We start from the raw sequence: 15,896 nt of genomic DNA on the forward strand, positions 1-15,896 counted from the left end.
GCAGTGAGTAGATTAACGGGACCAAAATAGACTTTTATCCCGCAATTACTAATAAGCTTATAGAGGATGTATTTGAGATAATTAAGATTCCGTGCTAACGGAAAATCAATCTACTTGAGAATAGTAACAAAACCGCGTTTAATTCGGGTTTTAGTTTCTCTTTCGCTGCTGAAACGATATTCCAGAGTATAGGTATATACTCCTTTATGCTCTGCGTTTTTACCGGTCCAACCTACGTCAGGACTCTGGGTTTCGAACACTTTGCGACCCCATTTATCGAAAATCCGCAAATCATAGTGCTCTAAATAGCCATCCGAATCACAGATTGGTGTAATAATAAACTCATCATTACGACCATCGCCATTAGGGGTAAATGCATTAGGGGCATAGGTAACGCACTCTTCACAGTTTACGCCATCCACCTGAATGGAATCAGTAAAGGTGCAAATGCCATTAGAAATTTCAGCGGTATATAATCCTGGTTTAGTAATAATGAAATTAGAAGTGGTGGTTTCATCACTCCAAAGCACTGAAATATTGGGCCCTGCCACTCTTAAGTCTATACGACCTTCCTGGCAGATTACGGTATCAGAAGGCAATTGAGGTAAGTCATTCTCTAAAACCTCAACATAATCAATCATATAGTATGCAGTGGATGGATTAGCTGCATTTTCTAGAGGGACTGCATCGGTTTCAGCATCTTGGGTGAAATTACCAATGGTAATATAACGCTCTCCACCTTTTGCTTTGATAATTCCGCAGATTGGAGTCCAGTAGTTCACCTGAGTAATTGCATCTTTCGCTACTACTTGAGGACTGGCCATGATCACATTTCCCGGAGGAACAGAGTCAATTACTGTATCCGTAAGCAACATTCCGATATTGTTGATTCCGTAAGAATCGCCTTTATCGTCATTGTTACGCGGCAAAACATAAAAGCTAACTCGGTAAAATTTACCTTCTTCCAAAGGCTTTTTCAATTCACCATGAAGATACTCGCGATTGTAATTTACGCCTTCAAGGCCATAAACATCGATTCCAGCAAAACCGTCCCCATCAAAGGGTAAGGCATTATTAGTTGCAGAATCACTGCCCGGAAAACCACAAGGATGATAGAAGTCAGGGTCACCTTTGTAAAATGTCCAAGGGTTCACATAATTACTAAAAACAGTATCAGTGATAGGACAATTACCAGTGTTCTCAAGGGAACCATTACGCACCAAATTCTGCGCGAACAGGCTTCCGCTCAAGAGAGTTAAAAACAATAGGGTTAGCTTCTTCATATATAATCCCCATAAAGGGTGACAAATCTCTCTGATTGGCTAAAATATAAAAACCCACACTTAGTCTGAAGTGGGAAGGCAATTATTAAACGTTTCTCAAGGCATCATCTTATAATTCTTCCCTATAGGTCGGCAATTCTTACTAAATGATGCTGCAAAATAGAAATATGCATTAAAAGAAAGGTAGAAAGTTACAGGCTGCCTGAGCTTTCTTAATTTCGCCCTTATCTTTATCAAAATGGAAAAGGAATACTTTGCACATCCCACTGCTGTTATAGACGAAGGTGCCCAAATTGGCAAGGGCACCAAAATCTGGCATTTCTCCCATATTATGCCTCAAGCAGTTTTAGGTGAAAAATGTAATATCGGACAAAATGTGGTGGTTAGCCCAGAAGTGGTGCTTGGTAGAAATGTTAAAGTTCAAAACAATGTTTCGATCTACACCGGAGTTAGCTGCGATGATGATGTATTCCTTGGACCATCCATGGTATTCACCAATGTAAGCAATCCTAGATCCGGTGTAAACCGCCGAAATGCCTACGAGAAAACGCATGTAGGGAAAGGAGCAACTATTGGGGCCAATGCTACCATAGTTTGTGGACACGATATTGGAGAGTACGCTTTTATCGGCGCTGGAGCAGTAGTAACCAAAACGGTAAAACCCTACGCTTTGCTTGTTGGAAATCCCGCTCGACAAATTGGATGGATGAGTCAATATGGTCATCGTCTCCATTTTAATGAAAATCAAGAAGCCCGGTGTCCTGAAAGTGGACAAGGCTATAAACTGAATGAAGATCAAATAGAATTAATCCTTGACTGAAAATAAGCCCATAAAATTTGCTGTTGTTGGCTGTGGTCACATCGGCAAAAGACATGCTGAAATGATTTGGCAAAACCCCGAAGCAGAGTTAATCGCCTTTTGTGATACTCGCCCTGCCAGTGAATTGGGTATTGATCCCAAAATGAAGGATGTGGTTCTTTTTTCTTCTTTGGAAGACTTGCTGAAGGCCAATCTGGAAATTGACGCGATTAACATTGCTACTCCCAATGGTTTACATGCCGAACAAGCCGTTGCTTGTTTAAATGCTGGATACCATGTAGTGGTTGAAAAGCCACTCAGCTTAAAGAAAACCGATGCGGAGAAAGTAATTTTCACGGCTTTACATAAAAATCGCCATGTCTTTGCTGTGATGCAAAACCGCTACTCCCCTCCTTCCATTTGGATCAAGGATATGGTGGGCAGTGGAAAGCTGGGTCGTATCAATATGGTGCAAATCAATTGCTATTGGAATCGTGACGCACGCTATTATAAACCTGATAATTGGCATGGCAATAAGGCTTTAGACGGAGGTACCCTCTTTACCCAATTCTCGCACTTTATTGATGTAATGTACTGGTTGTTTGGAGATATTGAAGATATCAAAGGACGTATGGTTGATTTTAACCATAGCGGCACTACTGACTTTGAAGATTCAGGTATTCTCAGCTTCAAATTTACCGATGGAGGCATGGGGGTTCTAAACTTCAGTACTTCCTGCTGGGATAAAAACTTCGAAAGCAGCATCACCATATTGGCTGAAAATGGCACCATTAAAATTGGCGGTCAATACATGAATGAAGTGGAATACTGCCACGTAAAGGATTATGAAATGCCGGTTCTAAAAGCTTCAAATCCTCCTAATGATTATGGTCCCTATAAAGGAAGTGCCGCCAACCATGTCTACTTGATTGAAAATGTAATTGACGTTTTGAAAGGTAGAGCCCCCATCACCACCAATGCCCTGGAAGGTCTTAAAGTGGTTGACATCATTGAGCGAATGTATCAAGCAGTTAGTGAATAATTTAGCTCTTGCTAAGCCCCGAATACCATAGCATAGCCAGCCTGATCATTATCGGCTTATTGGTTTTGGTTTTAATCACCGATCGATTTAAAACCTCACTGGTATTCCTTTTTGGAGGAGCAGCCTTGATGATTAGCGGTGCTATAAGTGCCCCAGATTTCTTAGAAGGCTTAAGCAATCCATCGATTATCAAGATTTTTTTACTGATCATTATCACTGCTGGGATCAATGAATCCTTTGATTTAATTGGCGGGCTTAACCGGATTTTCAAAGGCGTAAAAACTCCCCAAGGCTTTATAGTCAGGATGGGCTCTTCTGTAGCCATTCTTTCTGCTTTCATGAATAATACCCCGGTGGTAAGTGTGATGATTCCCTTTGTGCATCAATGGGGTAAAAGTAATCGCATCTCTCCTTCCAAACTATTAATACCTCTCTCCTTCGCCGCAATCATGGGTGGAGTTATCACCTTAATTGGCACGTCCACTAATCTCTTGCTTAATGGATTAATTCAAGATGCGGGTTTGCAACCTTTGAGCTTTTTTGACTTCACCCTGCCAGGAATTGGAATTACAGTATTAGGCATATTAGCCATGGCTATTTTGGCTCCCAAGCTTTTAGGCGATAAAGAAGACCTGGTTAGTGAAATAAAGGATAATCGTCGCGAGTATCTCATTGAACTGCGACTGATTGAAAACAGTCAGTATACCGGCCAATCGGTTGAAGCGGTTGGACTGCGTAATCTGGAAGGCTTTTTCCTCACCCAAATTATTCGTGAAAACCGCGAAATTGCCCCTGTGCCACCATCAGAGATACTGCGTCAAGATGATGTATTACTCTTTGCTGGAGATACCGGCCAAATCAATAATCTGGTGAATCGGTTCCCGGGTTTAGAATTAGCTAAAACCAATGAATTTCAGCTGATTGAAAACACCAGTTATGTTGAGGCCATTGTCGCTCAGAACTCCCAAATGGATCGCCGCAATGCCAAGGAAATGGGATTCCGCCAACGTTATGATGCCGCCATCATTGGCATTCACCGCAGAGGTGAAAAGTTATCCGGAAAAATCGGCTCTATTGACCTGCATGTAGGTGATGTCCTTCTTATGGTTGCCGGCCCTCGCTTCATTGAACGAAGCTCAAATACTGGTGACCTGATTATTTTAGAAGAACATCATAAAATAGCCGAAAAATCCAATAACTCGAAATGGGCCTTTGGAATCGGGACTGCCCTCTCTATTTTATTATCCAGCTTTGGGGTGCTCAGCTTCTTAGAAGCCTTGCTTTTAATCTTGGCCCTTCAGGTGGCTACCAAAATGGTAAATCTGGATTTGATCAACAGAGTCCTTAGCCTCGATCTTTTAATAATACTGATGGTTTCATTGGCCTTAGGGGATAGCCTGATTAGTTCTGGAGGAGCTCAGATCCTAACTGATCATCTCTTTAGTGGGGCTAATCACTGGGATCACTTCACTTTAATAACTATTGTTTTTATAACCACCTGGTTACTAACTTCATTTATTACCAATGTGGCTGCGGTATCCATTATGTTTCCGATTGCCTACAGCCTGGCCATGAGTTCAGGTATTAGCTATGAAGCTCTGTTTTTAAGCACTGCATTTGGTGCCTCTTGTAGCTTCATTACTCCATTTGCTTATCAAACCAATTTGATGGTTATGGAATTAGGAAAATATCGATTTCGTGACTTCTTTCGAATTGGTTCAATTATCAGTCTAATTTACGTAGCTGTATTTCTATTTTACATTAAAGTTTTTTACCTCTAAAAATGAATACTGAAAAGCTTCACATTATTCCCCATCAACATCAAATTCAATCTAAGGATCGGAATGAACTAATGGGACACAAAGGCATGGTTATTTGGTTTGTGGGCCTCAGTGGTTCCGGTAAATCAACCTTAGCTTCAGAACTGGAAAGACGTCTTTACGAGCAAGGAAACCACACCTATATTTTGGATGGCGATAATATTCGCTCTGGCCTAAACTCAGATTTAGACTTTTCTGATCAGTCTCGAGTAGAGAACATTCGCAGGATTAGTGAAGTAGCCAAGTTAATGGTTGATGCCGGCCTAATCGTCTTAACGGCATTTATCACTCCATTCGAAGAAGAACGCCAAAAGGTGAAAAACTTGATTGGTGCAGAAAACTACTTTGAAATTTTTGTGAATTGTCCCATTGAGGAATGCGAGAAACGCGATGTGAAAGGTTTATACGCCAAAGCTCGAGCTGGCGAAATTTCAAACTTTACCGGAATTAGCTCTCCCTTCGAGGAGCCCATAAATCCTGACTTAAAAGTTCCTACCCATCAAATGACAGTTGCTGAAGGGGTAGATTTAATCTTAAGCCAACTTAAGGATCGCTTATAAAGCACCAGGCCTTCCTTCCTGAACAACCTAAAAAATAAAAGCCCCTTGAATCAGATTCAAGGGGCTTCTTTTATAAGATTAAATTGGTCTTACAAACGGATCATTCCCGCTGCAACCGTTTCATTAGTGCTCTCATCAACTAAGATAATAGAGCCGGTATTGCGGTTATCATTATACTCATCAATAAACAAGGGCTTAGTAGAGCGCAGTTTCACACGAACGATATCATTCATTGAAATATTCTTATCATCCTCTACACGATGCAAAGTATTGATGTTCACTTTGTACAATACTTCTTTAATCATACAACGCGCCTCATTGGTAGTATGACGGATTATATACTTCGCACGAGGTTGAGCCGGACGGTTATTTAACCAGCAAAGCATTACATCTAAATCCTGGCTTACTTCAGGTTGATTATTCGGACGAACAATCATATCACCACGGCTGATGTCGATATCATCCTCCAAAGTAATAGTCACCGACATGGGTGAGAATGCCTCATCTACCGGACCATCCAAAGTATCAATGGATTTAATTTTCGAGCTAAAGCCACTTGGTAATACCAATACATCATCCCCAGGCTTATAAATACCACCGGCAATTCTACCAGCATAACCACGGTAATCGTGATAAGCGTCATTCTTAGGACGAATCACAGTTTGAACCGGGAAACGTGCATTTACATGATCCTGATCACTATCAATATGAATATTCTCTAAAGTGTGTAAAAGAGTTTCTCCATTATACCAATCAGTATGCTCGCTGCGATTAACCACATTATCCCCATGTAAAGCTGAGATAGGAACAAAGCGGATATCGTTAACATTAAGTTTAGAGGCGAACTCTTTATACTCAGCTACGATTTCATTGAAACGCTCTTCACTATAGTCTACCAAGTCCATTTTGTTTACACAAACCACCAAATGAGGAATCTGTAGTAAACTGGCAATAAAGGAATGGCGACAAGTTTGCTCCACTACACCATGACGAGCATCTAAAAGAATCAATGCTAAGTTAGCGGTAGATGCACCAGTAACCATATTACGGGTATACTGGATGTGTCCCGGGGTATCAGCAATGATAAATTTACGCTTGGGTGTTGCAAAGTAGCGGTAAGCTACATCGATTGTAATTCCTTGTTCGCGCTCATCTTTAAGACCATCTGTTAAAAGGGCAAGGTCAATGTGATCCAAGCCTCTTTTACTACTGCTGCTTTCTACCGATTCTAATTGATCCTCGAAAATTGATTTCGAATCAAAAAGCAAACGGCCTATCAAAGTACTTTTTCCGTCATCCACGCTTCCTGCAGTGGTAAAACGGAGAAGTTGCATATCTAAATACGAATTATCACTCATGTTTTTTGGCTTGGGGGATTAGAAATAACCTTGCTTCTTACGATCTTCCATGGCCGTTTCGCCACGCTTGTCATCAGCACGGTTGCCACGTTCTGTTTGACGGGCGGAAGCTACTTCCTGTACAATTTTCTCTAAGGTATCTGCTTCGGATTCAACCCCTCCGGTGATAGTAATATCTCCCAGGGTTCTGAAGCGGATCATTTTAGTTTCCACCTTTTCATTATCCTCCAAAGTGATGTACTCGGAAACAGGTAACCAGGTATTATTGCGCCATACTACTTTACGTTCGTGTGCAATATATAGGCTAGGAATAGCAATATTCTCAAGTAGAATGTATTGCCAAACATCCATTTCAGTCCAGTTACTAATTGGGAAAACCCGGAAGTGCTCTCCCATATTCTTCTTACCATTAAAAAGATTCCAAAGTTCCGGACGTTGGTTTTTAGGATCCCATTGACCGAAATCATCGCGGTGTGAAAAGAAACGTTCTTTAGCGCGAGCTTTTTCTTCATCCCTACGGGCGCCTCCCATAGCTGCATCAATTCCATTACTTTCGATGCTGTCCAATAAGGTAACTGTTTGCAAAGCATTCCGGCTCGCATTCTTACCAGTTTCTTCTTGAACTGCCCCATCGTCGATGGACTTCTGTACAGAACCTACAATCAGGCGCACGCCTAATTCCTGAACAAGATTATCCCTAAATTCCATTGTCTCTGGAAAGTTGTGTCCAGTATCAATGTGTACTAATGGAAAAGGAATTTTCGCAGGCCAAAAGGCCTTCTTTGCCAGGTGGGTTAAAACGATTGAATCTTTACCTCCACTAAAGAGGATGGCTGGGTTTTCGAATTGGGCGAAGACCTCACGAATCACGTAGATTGCTTCTGCCTCCAATTCCTTAAGGTGGGTTAATGTATAACGCATTCTGTTTCTTTATCTCAAAAACAGCCCAAAATTAATGGTTATCGTTTAGAAGAGTTGGCTTTAGCTAGATTAAATGTGAATTAAATTATAGTTAGGCTCTGCGGGATAACCCAAAGTTTTCAAATCATTTACTTTCTTTGTCCGATCAAATAAAAGCCCTCAATGAGCGATAAAACCAAGATCTGGCTTTCCTCACCACATATGGGTGGTAAAGAGCAGGAATTCGTAAATGAAGCCTTTGAAACCAACTGGATAGCTCCTCTGGGGCCCCATGTAAATGGTTTTGAAGCCGATCTTGAAAAATACAATGGCGTTGCGCATGCCGCAGCCCTAAGTAGTGGAACAGCCGCACTGCATATTGCCTTGGACATTTTAAATGTAGGTCCAAGTGACATTGTCATAGTACAAAGTTTCACTTTTTGCGGTTCGGCAAATCCGGTTATTTATCGGGGAGCTGAACCTGTATTTATTGATTCGGAAGAAGAGACCTGGAATATGTGTCCTATAGCACTTAATAATGCTTTAGAGGACCTATCTCAAAAAGGATTAATTGCGAAGGTAAAAGCCATAATTCCTGTTCACCTTTACGGAATGCCGGCTAAGATGGATGAAATTAAAGCTGTTGCAAGTTCCTATAACATTCCTATTCTTGAAGATGCTGCTGAAAGTTTAGGCTCTACTTATAAAGGCACATTTACTGGTGCTATTGGCGACATGGGAGTTTATTCCTTCAATGGAAATAAAATTATAACGACGAGTGGCGGTGGAGCTTTGGTTTCTTCCAACAAAGAATGGATTGATAAAGCTCGTTTCCTGGCCACTCAAGCCAGAGATGATGCTCCACACTATCAGCATACCCAAATTGGCTATAACTATCGTTTAAGCAATGTTTTAGCTGGTATTGGCAGGGGCCAGATGTTAATTCTGGATCAACATATTGAAGCTCGACGCAAAAACTTTGAGCGTTACCAAAACCTTTTTTCTCGGATTAATCAAAAAGGCTATGCCGTTAAACTGCAGCCGGGTCTGGAAAATTCCTTTAGTAATCGTTGGTTGAGTTCCATTATTATGGATCCGGCAGAAAACAAAGGGAAAGACCGCGAAGGATTGCGTAACTTCCTCCAGGAAGAAAATATAGAGGCTAGACCTTTATGGAAACCCATGCACATGCAACCCGTTTTCCAAAATGCTAAGTACTATGGCGGAGATGTAGCTGCCAAACTTTTCGAAATCGGCTTATGTCTGCCTTCCGGTAGTAATTTAAGCGAGGACGACTGGGCACGAATCGAAACCAAAATTGAATCATTCTTCTCATGACAAGAACCAAGTCTAAATTGTGGTCGCACTTTCTAAAGGTGACCTTGTATTCATTATTGCTAATTGGGGCTATAGGTTGTGTTCCCACTAAGAGACTCACCTACCTGCAGCAAGAAGAGGGTTCTTCCAAAGAATACAAATTGGAGCGCAATGCCTATCGCGTGCAGCCTAATGACATCTTAAGCATTACTATTCGTACCTATGATGCTGAAACTTCTCAGCTATTTAATATCGCCAATATGGGGCAGCCTAATGCTTTGCAAGCCGGTGATATCCTTTTTTACTTACAAGGCTATTCCATCGATTTAAATGGTGAAATCAGTATTCCGATTGTTGGTAATTTGAAGGTGGTTGACTATACCATTGAAGAAATTCAAACGATGGTCGAAACTGAATTGGAAAAGTACTTTACCGAAGAATCCATTAATGTTACGGTACAATTAGCGGGAATTCGCTTCTCCATAGTTGGCGAAGTAGCGCGCCCAGGCAAATATGTAGTTTACCAAAATCAGGTAAACATTTTCGAGGCACTGGCTTCCGCCGGAGATATTACCATTGTTGGTGATCGCAAAGAAGTAATGATCGTTCGTCAAAACCCGGATGGGGTTAAAACCTTTGTATTAGATCTTACTGATGCCAATGTGATTAACGATTCACGTTATTTCATTCAACCCAATGATGTAATCAACGTGAAGCCCTTACCGCAAAAATCATTTGGTATAGGAACTACCGGATTCCAAACCTTTTCCCAATTACTCTCGGTCTTAGCTTCGACCATCACCTTAATCATCGCGATAAACAGTTTGAACAATTAGGATGCAAGATTCAAATGCACGTTTTCAGCAGCCTGGATACCCTTCGGAACTGCATCAGCCCGTCCAACAAGTTACAGCAGACGATTCGTTTGATATAAGACGAATTCTTAACCGTATTTTAGGTTCCTGGCCCATTATCATTAGCTCTCTCTTAATTGGGATTGTTATTGCGATCTTCATTAATCGTTATTCCACTCGTATCTATGAGGTGAAAGCAACGGTGATGGTCGACTCCGACCAAAAAGGCAGCATGGAATCTTTGATGTCTGCAGTAGGATACTACAATCCACGACTCGAATTTGAAAATGAAGTTGTTATTCTTCAAAGTCGAACCCTTACCGAACGCACCTTAGAAAGCCTTCCTTTTGAAATAAGCTATTTCGGAGAAGGTAAAATTAAAAGCTCCGAAATTTACCCGGATCCAGGTTGGAAATTTGAATACGATACTTTACACCCTCAAGTTTATGGGGAGTATTTCGTGGAACGTGATGGCGACAACTTTAAAGTTGAACTGCCAGAAGACTTTATGGATGAAGATGGTGAAACAGAGTTTATTGATCTTAAAGTAGGTCAATGGTATAGTAATTCACTCGCAAAATTTCGCATTGTTACTACCAGAGAGCTCAATAAGTATTTTGAGGAAATCCCCAAGGTTAAAGTAATCTGGAATTCTAAGCAGAACCTTATTGCTAACTACTTTGAAAAACTAAAAGTAGAGCCAACCTCCGAGGGTTCAGCGGCCATCAATATTCGCATGCAAGGTCCGGTTGGTGATAAAATTCAGGATTATATAAATCAATTGATCACTGAATACCAGAATTTCAATTTAGAGAGTAAAAACCGCACCACTGAAAATGCCTTAAATTTTATCACTAAAGAATTAATAGGCCTTCAAGACTCTCTAGAAATCGTAGAAGGAATATTAAAAACCTTCCAATCCGAAAATCAAGCTATAAACCTGAGCGCCAAAGGAGTTCAATTATTTACGCAAATCTTTGAACTTGATGCTGCTATTTCTCAGTTAAAATCGCAAGAACGCTATCTAAACTATATCACCAAGAAAAATAACGAGCTTGAATTAACGGAAGCTCTCTTAAGTCCTTTAGGAGTGCAAGGTTTGGAAGAAGGTATTTCCGTTGCTATCCGCGATTTAAACACCTTAATTCAAGAGCGCTCTCGACTTAGCTACGGCCAGTTGGAAAACAACCCCCGCCTCCGTCAGCTCGACCAGCAGATCTTTAAACTGCGTAATAATTTGAAGCAAAATATCAGTTCTGTTTCCAATCAATTGTCCTATCAGATCAAAATGATGGAAGACAAAAGAGCGAAAGTAGAATCTGAAGTAAGCGAATTACCAAAAACAGAGATTGAATTAATCCGTATTAAGCGTCGCTATGAAATTTTGGAGAACCTCTATCTCTTCTTGATGCAGAAAAAGGCTGAGACAGCTATTGTATTAGCAGGTAACACTCCAGACTCACGTGTAGTAGATTCAGCCACCGTAGATAAAGACCCGGTAAGTCCTAATCCAAAGCGCACCTTTGCCATTGCAATAATTATTTCACTCTTTATCCCGATTGGATTTATAGTAATCACCGATTTACTGGATACTAAAATTCGCTCTAAAGAAGATGTGGAATCCATAACCAATATGCCCATTGTGGCGATGATTGGTCATAGCGATCGCAGTACCAACCTAATTGTTGCCGAATTCCCTAAATCTAGCATTGCGGAATCTTTCCGTGCCCTAAGGAGTAATATTTCCTTCCTGGCTGGCGAAAAGAAAATCCAAACCATGCTCTTTACTTCATCCATTGGTGGTGAAGGAAAGACCTTTATTTCGATCAATATGGCTTCTATTCTGGCGGCCAGTGGGAAGAAAACCGTATTGGTAGGTCTCGATTTACGTAAGCCAAAAATCTATAATGACTTTAAGTTAAGTAATGATTTTGGGGTAAGTACGGTTTTAGCCGGACAAATGGAATGCAAAGACGCTATTCAGAAAACCAGTATGCTGGATAATCTGTACATTTTATCTGCAGGTCCTATTCCTCCAAACCCTTCAGAATTAATCCTTAGCGAGCGCTTTGATGAGATGCATGAAATCTTAAAACAAGATTTTGACTACATCATTTTCGACACACCTCCAGTAGGCTTGGTAGCTGATACCTTCGAATTGATCAAGAAAGTGGATTATAGCTTTTATGTGATTCGTCAGGGTTATACGGATAAGCAATTGTTGAGTTTTATCAATGATCGCTATGAAAACAAGTCGGTGCAAAACATCGCCATTACGATCAATGACTTTACCATATCTAAATCTTATGGCTATGGTTATGGCTACGGTTATGGCTATGGTTATGGATACGGCTATGGTTATGGCTACGGCTATGGTTATGGCTCTGCCTATTATGGTGAGGATGATAAAGAATCGGGCAAAAAGCGTCGATTCCGCTCCTAATCCAATACATTATACTCACATTGTTGAGCGCACATCATTAAAAAAGCCGCATAATCAGTGCGGCTTTTTTTTGCTCCTTAATTTGGTTAGGGCTGTATTAAACAAAAAAAAGTCATCCAGAATTCTCTGGATGACCTTTCAATAAATTCCAATGTATTTATGGGTTTAAGGTAAGCTATGAATTAAGCTCACCTCAGAAAATCGAGAGCCTTACGCTTCTAATTGGTTTTTGGATTTAAAAAGGCTTGTCTAGAATGATGGGCTCAATGTCAACATCACGCAAGAACACATAATCCTTATCAAATTGGTGGTAACTGCTTGCCGGTGCCTCGTAATTGCCTTGAATCAGCTCTACACTAGCCTTAATCAAATCAAAGCCACATTGTGCCATAATGCCCGTATAGGCCATATGACGAATATTGATTTCAGTAACCAATAAACGGCCTTGATCATCCTCTTTAAAGTCGAAGCTATACACTCCATTTGCTTTTACGCCTGTACTTTCCTGCACATAGGCCATTACCTCTTCGCAACGTGCTAATAAATCCTCTTCATTCAACATTAGTCCGTAGGATGTATTCCCAGTAACCTTTGATGGAGCGATATCGGCCATTACATATTCTGCACAGTGCAATCCAGCATTTGCCACACATTTGCCATTCGAATACAGCATTTGATTAGCTAAGTGTCGGCCCGTTAAAAATTCGCTTACCGTAAATACAGGAACGTCTTTATGGATAAATAACCAGGCTTCTAATTCAGATTTACTGTTCAAGCGAAGGGAACCTAAACCTCCGGAACCTACCGATGCTCTAATCCAACATGGATATCCGATTTCTCTTTCTACCAGATCGTAATCAACGGCTTCACCATTAATCAACTTCACTGTTTTAGGAATAAAGTTGGTTTCCTTAAAAAGATCCGCCATCATGGCCTTATCCATTAATTGCTCCACATGTTCTATTGGTGGAATAATAGTTGGACATGGATACTCACCCTTCTCATTGAAATAATGGCCCCAAGCCAATACTTCATACTCGGGTTGAACGAAGGCTAATTCAACTTTATGCTTGGCTATTAATCCATGAATGGCTTCGAAATAGGCTGCTTTATTGCTGGCACGAGGTACTTGCTCATACTCATCTAAAAGTCCATTCAAATGGAATCCGATAGCCTTTTCATGAATGTCAGTTCCAATGAGAACTGCCTCCGGATAAATTCTTCTTAAATGAAGGGCAATGGATCTTGGGGTTGGTCCACCAACTCCGGTGATTAAAATTCGCATACTTAGTTTTTAATATCTCTTATTAACATAAAAGCCTCGGCATAATGGAAGCCTACGGTAGCTCCACGATGCATTGCCAGTGCACGAATCGATTCCGCTGAGCGAGGATGCGGGAATTGTTTGACCTGACCTTCGTACTTAGCGAAACTCTCGATTTTGCTATCGATATGATCGGTAATGTTTACAAATACCGTTGGGATAAATGCTTCATTCTGTGATGGCATGGCCCATTCCGTTTCGGAAAGAGTTTCATAAGCATAAATGGTTTTAACCGGACAATTATTAATTGGTCTGGCTGCTACCAAAGAACACTCATGGGTAACAAAGTGATCACGGTGGATATCTCCCTTGTGTGGGATATACATAATTTCAATTTCTTTTCCGCGAATAACCTTACTAATCGCTAGGGAAAGAGTATAAGATGGAATACTATCCAATCTTGGCGCGGGGAAATCAAAGAAGATTACTTCTTTAACACCCAGGAAGTCATTGGCTACTTGAGCTTCTACCCGGTTTTGAGCAGTGTCTTCAGCTTTAAAAAGCTCTGGAGCACCAATATGTCCATTCGTGATCATCAGAACATATACCTCATCTCCTGCTTTAGCATGTTTCTCTATGACGCCTCCACAGCCCAATACCTCATCATCACAATGAGGTGCAACTACTAATACTTTAGCCATTTACAAACAATTTTCTATATAATACGACCCAGTTAATTCCTAGTTTTTGACCTTCAATTAATTCTGAAAGCTCCACTCCTTCCCAATCAATAATTTCCAGATGCTTGTCTCCGGTGCATACCACAAAGCTATTTTCCAAGAGCTTTACAATTCGTCCAGGAACTCCAACAATATCTTCCGAATTCCAAACTTCTGCGCGCCATACTTTAATCTCCTTATCACCTAAAAAAGTGATTCCACCCGGTAAGGGATGAGATACAGCTCGAATTAAGCGTTGCAAATCTACAGCGGGGAGTTCAAAATCAAGATATCCATCACTCGGTGCCCTTTTACCCAGATAGCTTGCTTGTGTTTCATCTTGCTCCTGATATGCCAATATACCTTCTTTCATATCTGGAAGCACCTCATCCATGGCTTCATCTATCGAAACCATAATCTTGTCAATTACTTCCTGAGGATATTCTGTGCCATCCAGTTTAGTTGGCTTTTGAGCAATGATATGCCCGCTATCTGTTCCCTCATCCAATAAGAAAAATGACGCCGCCGCATTTACTTTCTCCATGATAATCCAGGCAATCGCAGCCCTGCCTCTGCCCTTCGGTAAATGAGTAGGATGATAACCTATACAAGAAACCTTAGGTGCATCCAGTAAATCTTTGCGAACCAACTGCGATAAGCCTATAACGAAGAACAAATCGATTTCACGATCCTTGATTCCCTGGAGAATCCAATCATCATTCAATTTTTGAAAATAACTGAAGTCCAAAGAGGCTGATTCAGCTATTGGTCCTAAATCATTGAAACCACTTACGTTTTTGGAAACCGCAGGATCTAGACCTAAAACCCACTGAACATTCATATTATGTTCTATGAGCTTTCGTAATACTCGAGCGCTACTATTAACGCTTCCAGCTATGGCGATACGCGGATTCTTGGGAAGAGAAAGATTAGGCATGAGTGTGAATTTTTAAAGGTTTGTTCAAATAGTATTCCTCCCCTCTCACAATTAAAAATGCGGTTCTCAGCAAAATTCGGAGGTCATTGGGAAGACTAATATTGTCCACATAGCGAAGGTCAAACTCATAGCGCTGTGGCCAACTTAAATGGATGTTTCCAGATACTTGAGCCAAGCCAGTTAATCCTGGGCGAATGGAATAACGGCGCTTTTGCTCCTCATTCATATTTTCTAACTGAGCTGGGATACTGGGACGAGGCCCAACCAAACTCATTTGGCCCGTTAACACATGAATTAATTGAGGTAGCTCGTCGATTTTCAATCTTCTTAAGACATAACCTACCGGGGTTACCCCTGCGGCTTTTCCAATTAAAGGTTTATCACCAACCTCACGCTTTTCGTGAGTCATGGTTCTAAACTTCAATATGCTAAAGGTGTTCAAGTTCTTGCCAACCCTAAGTTGGCGAAAAAAGATGGGTCCTTTAGAGCTTAAAACAATGAGTAGAGCAGAAAGAATTAAAATGGGAGAAAGAAGCGTCAATAGGATAAATGATACCAGAATATCAACCGTGCGCTTAAGAAACAGTTTGTACATCTCCA

The 15,896-nt window shown here is 40.9% G+C and carries 14 protein-coding genes; 7 read left to right on the forward strand and 7 right to left on the reverse strand.

What is annotated here, in order from left to right:
• Window positions 1–110: 110 nt before the first annotated feature.
• Complete coding sequence (locus H4K34_RS02500; RefSeq protein WP_210759259.1) at window positions 111–1,283, reverse strand: T9SS type B sorting domain-containing protein; 1,173 nt, start codon at window positions 1,281–1,283, stop codon at window positions 111–113.
• Between the two features lie 238 nt (window positions 1,284–1,521).
• Between H4K34_RS02500 and H4K34_RS02505 the strand changes: the two genes are divergently transcribed.
• The 4 genes from H4K34_RS02505 to cysC are packed head-to-tail and all read left to right on the forward strand — an operon-like array spanning window position 1,522 to window position 5,504.
• Window positions 1,522–2,103, forward strand: coding sequence for an acyltransferase (locus H4K34_RS02505; protein WP_210759260.1), 582 nt, complete (start codon window positions 1,522–1,524; stop codon window positions 2,101–2,103).
• Window positions 2,096–3,124: a Gfo/Idh/MocA family protein gene (locus H4K34_RS02510; RefSeq protein ID WP_281384719.1), complete on the forward strand. Its 1,029-nt coding sequence runs from the start codon at window positions 2,096–2,098 to the stop codon at window positions 3,122–3,124. Before H4K34_RS02505 ends, H4K34_RS02510 begins: the two co-directional genes overlap by 8 nt.
• Before the next feature lie 8 nt (window positions 3,125–3,132).
• A complete protein-coding gene (locus H4K34_RS02515; protein ID WP_210759261.1) occupies window positions 3,133–4,905 on the forward strand; it encodes an SLC13 family permease in 1,773 nt (590 codons plus the stop codon).
• 2 nt (window positions 4,906–4,907) lie between these two features.
• On the forward strand, window positions 4,908–5,504 hold the full coding sequence (gene cysC, locus H4K34_RS02520) for an adenylyl-sulfate kinase (protein WP_210759262.1): 597 nt from the start codon (window positions 4,908–4,910) through the stop codon (window positions 5,502–5,504).
• An 89-nt stretch (window positions 5,505–5,593) separates the two neighbouring features.
• Here cysC and cysN read toward each other — a convergent pair whose 3' ends face one another.
• Window positions 5,594–6,862, reverse strand: coding sequence for a sulfate adenylyltransferase subunit CysN (gene cysN, locus H4K34_RS02525; RefSeq protein WP_210759263.1), 1,269 nt, complete (start codon window positions 6,860–6,862; stop codon window positions 5,594–5,596).
• An 18-nt stretch (window positions 6,863–6,880) separates the two neighbouring features.
• The gene (cysD, locus tag H4K34_RS02530; RefSeq protein ID WP_210759264.1) at window positions 6,881–7,783 is read right to left on the reverse strand and encodes a sulfate adenylyltransferase subunit CysD; all 903 of its coding nucleotides are present in this window, start codon (window positions 7,781–7,783) and stop codon (window positions 6,881–6,883) included.
• Between the two features lie 162 nt (window positions 7,784–7,945).
• On the opposite strand from cysD, the gene H4K34_RS02535 reads away from it, so the two are divergent.
• From H4K34_RS02535 to H4K34_RS02545, 3 genes are read left to right on the forward strand one after another with little or no spacing between them, the layout of a single operon-like run.
• A complete protein-coding gene (locus tag H4K34_RS02535) occupies window positions 7,946–9,100 on the forward strand; it encodes a DegT/DnrJ/EryC1/StrS family aminotransferase (protein WP_210759265.1) in 1,155 nt (384 codons plus the stop codon).
• Entirely contained in the window at window positions 9,097–9,915 is an 819-nt protein-coding gene (locus tag H4K34_RS02540) for a polysaccharide biosynthesis/export family protein (RefSeq protein WP_210759266.1), read from the forward strand. The genes H4K34_RS02535 and H4K34_RS02540 overlap by 4 nt, the downstream gene beginning before the upstream one ends.
• A 1-nt stretch (window position 9,916) precedes the next feature.
• Entirely contained in the window at window positions 9,917–12,376 is a 2,460-nt protein-coding gene (locus tag H4K34_RS02545; protein WP_210759267.1) for a GumC family protein, read from the forward strand.
• Between the two features lie 235 nt (window positions 12,377–12,611).
• On the opposite strand, the gene H4K34_RS02550 is transcribed toward H4K34_RS02545, so the two are convergent.
• From H4K34_RS02550 to H4K34_RS02565, 4 genes are read right to left on the reverse strand one after another with little or no spacing between them, the layout of a single operon-like run.
• A complete protein-coding gene (locus H4K34_RS02550; RefSeq protein ID WP_210759268.1) occupies window positions 12,612–13,661 on the reverse strand; it encodes an ATP-binding protein in 1,050 nt (349 codons plus the stop codon).
• A 2-nt stretch (window positions 13,662–13,663) separates the two neighbouring features.
• Window positions 13,664–14,341 carry a PIG-L deacetylase family protein gene (locus H4K34_RS02555; protein ID WP_210759269.1) on the reverse strand — a complete coding sequence of 226 codons (678 nt, stop codon included), beginning with the start codon at window positions 14,339–14,341 and terminating at the stop codon, window positions 13,664–13,666.
• Entirely contained in the window at window positions 14,334–15,296 is a 963-nt protein-coding gene (locus H4K34_RS02560) for a methionyl-tRNA formyltransferase (protein ID WP_210759270.1), read from the reverse strand. The genes H4K34_RS02555 and H4K34_RS02560 overlap by 8 nt, the downstream gene beginning before the upstream one ends.
• On the reverse strand, window positions 15,289–15,891 hold the full coding sequence (locus H4K34_RS02565; protein ID WP_210759271.1) for a sugar transferase: 603 nt from the start codon (window positions 15,889–15,891) through the stop codon (window positions 15,289–15,291). The genes H4K34_RS02560 and H4K34_RS02565 overlap by 8 nt, the downstream gene beginning before the upstream one ends.
• Window positions 15,892–15,896: the final 5 nt, after the last annotated feature.

The sequence above is a fragment of the Croceimicrobium hydrocarbonivorans genome (assembly GCF_014524565.1).
GTDB classification, from domain to species: Bacteria; Bacteroidota; Bacteroidia; order Flavobacteriales; family Schleiferiaceae; genus Croceimicrobium; species Croceimicrobium hydrocarbonivorans.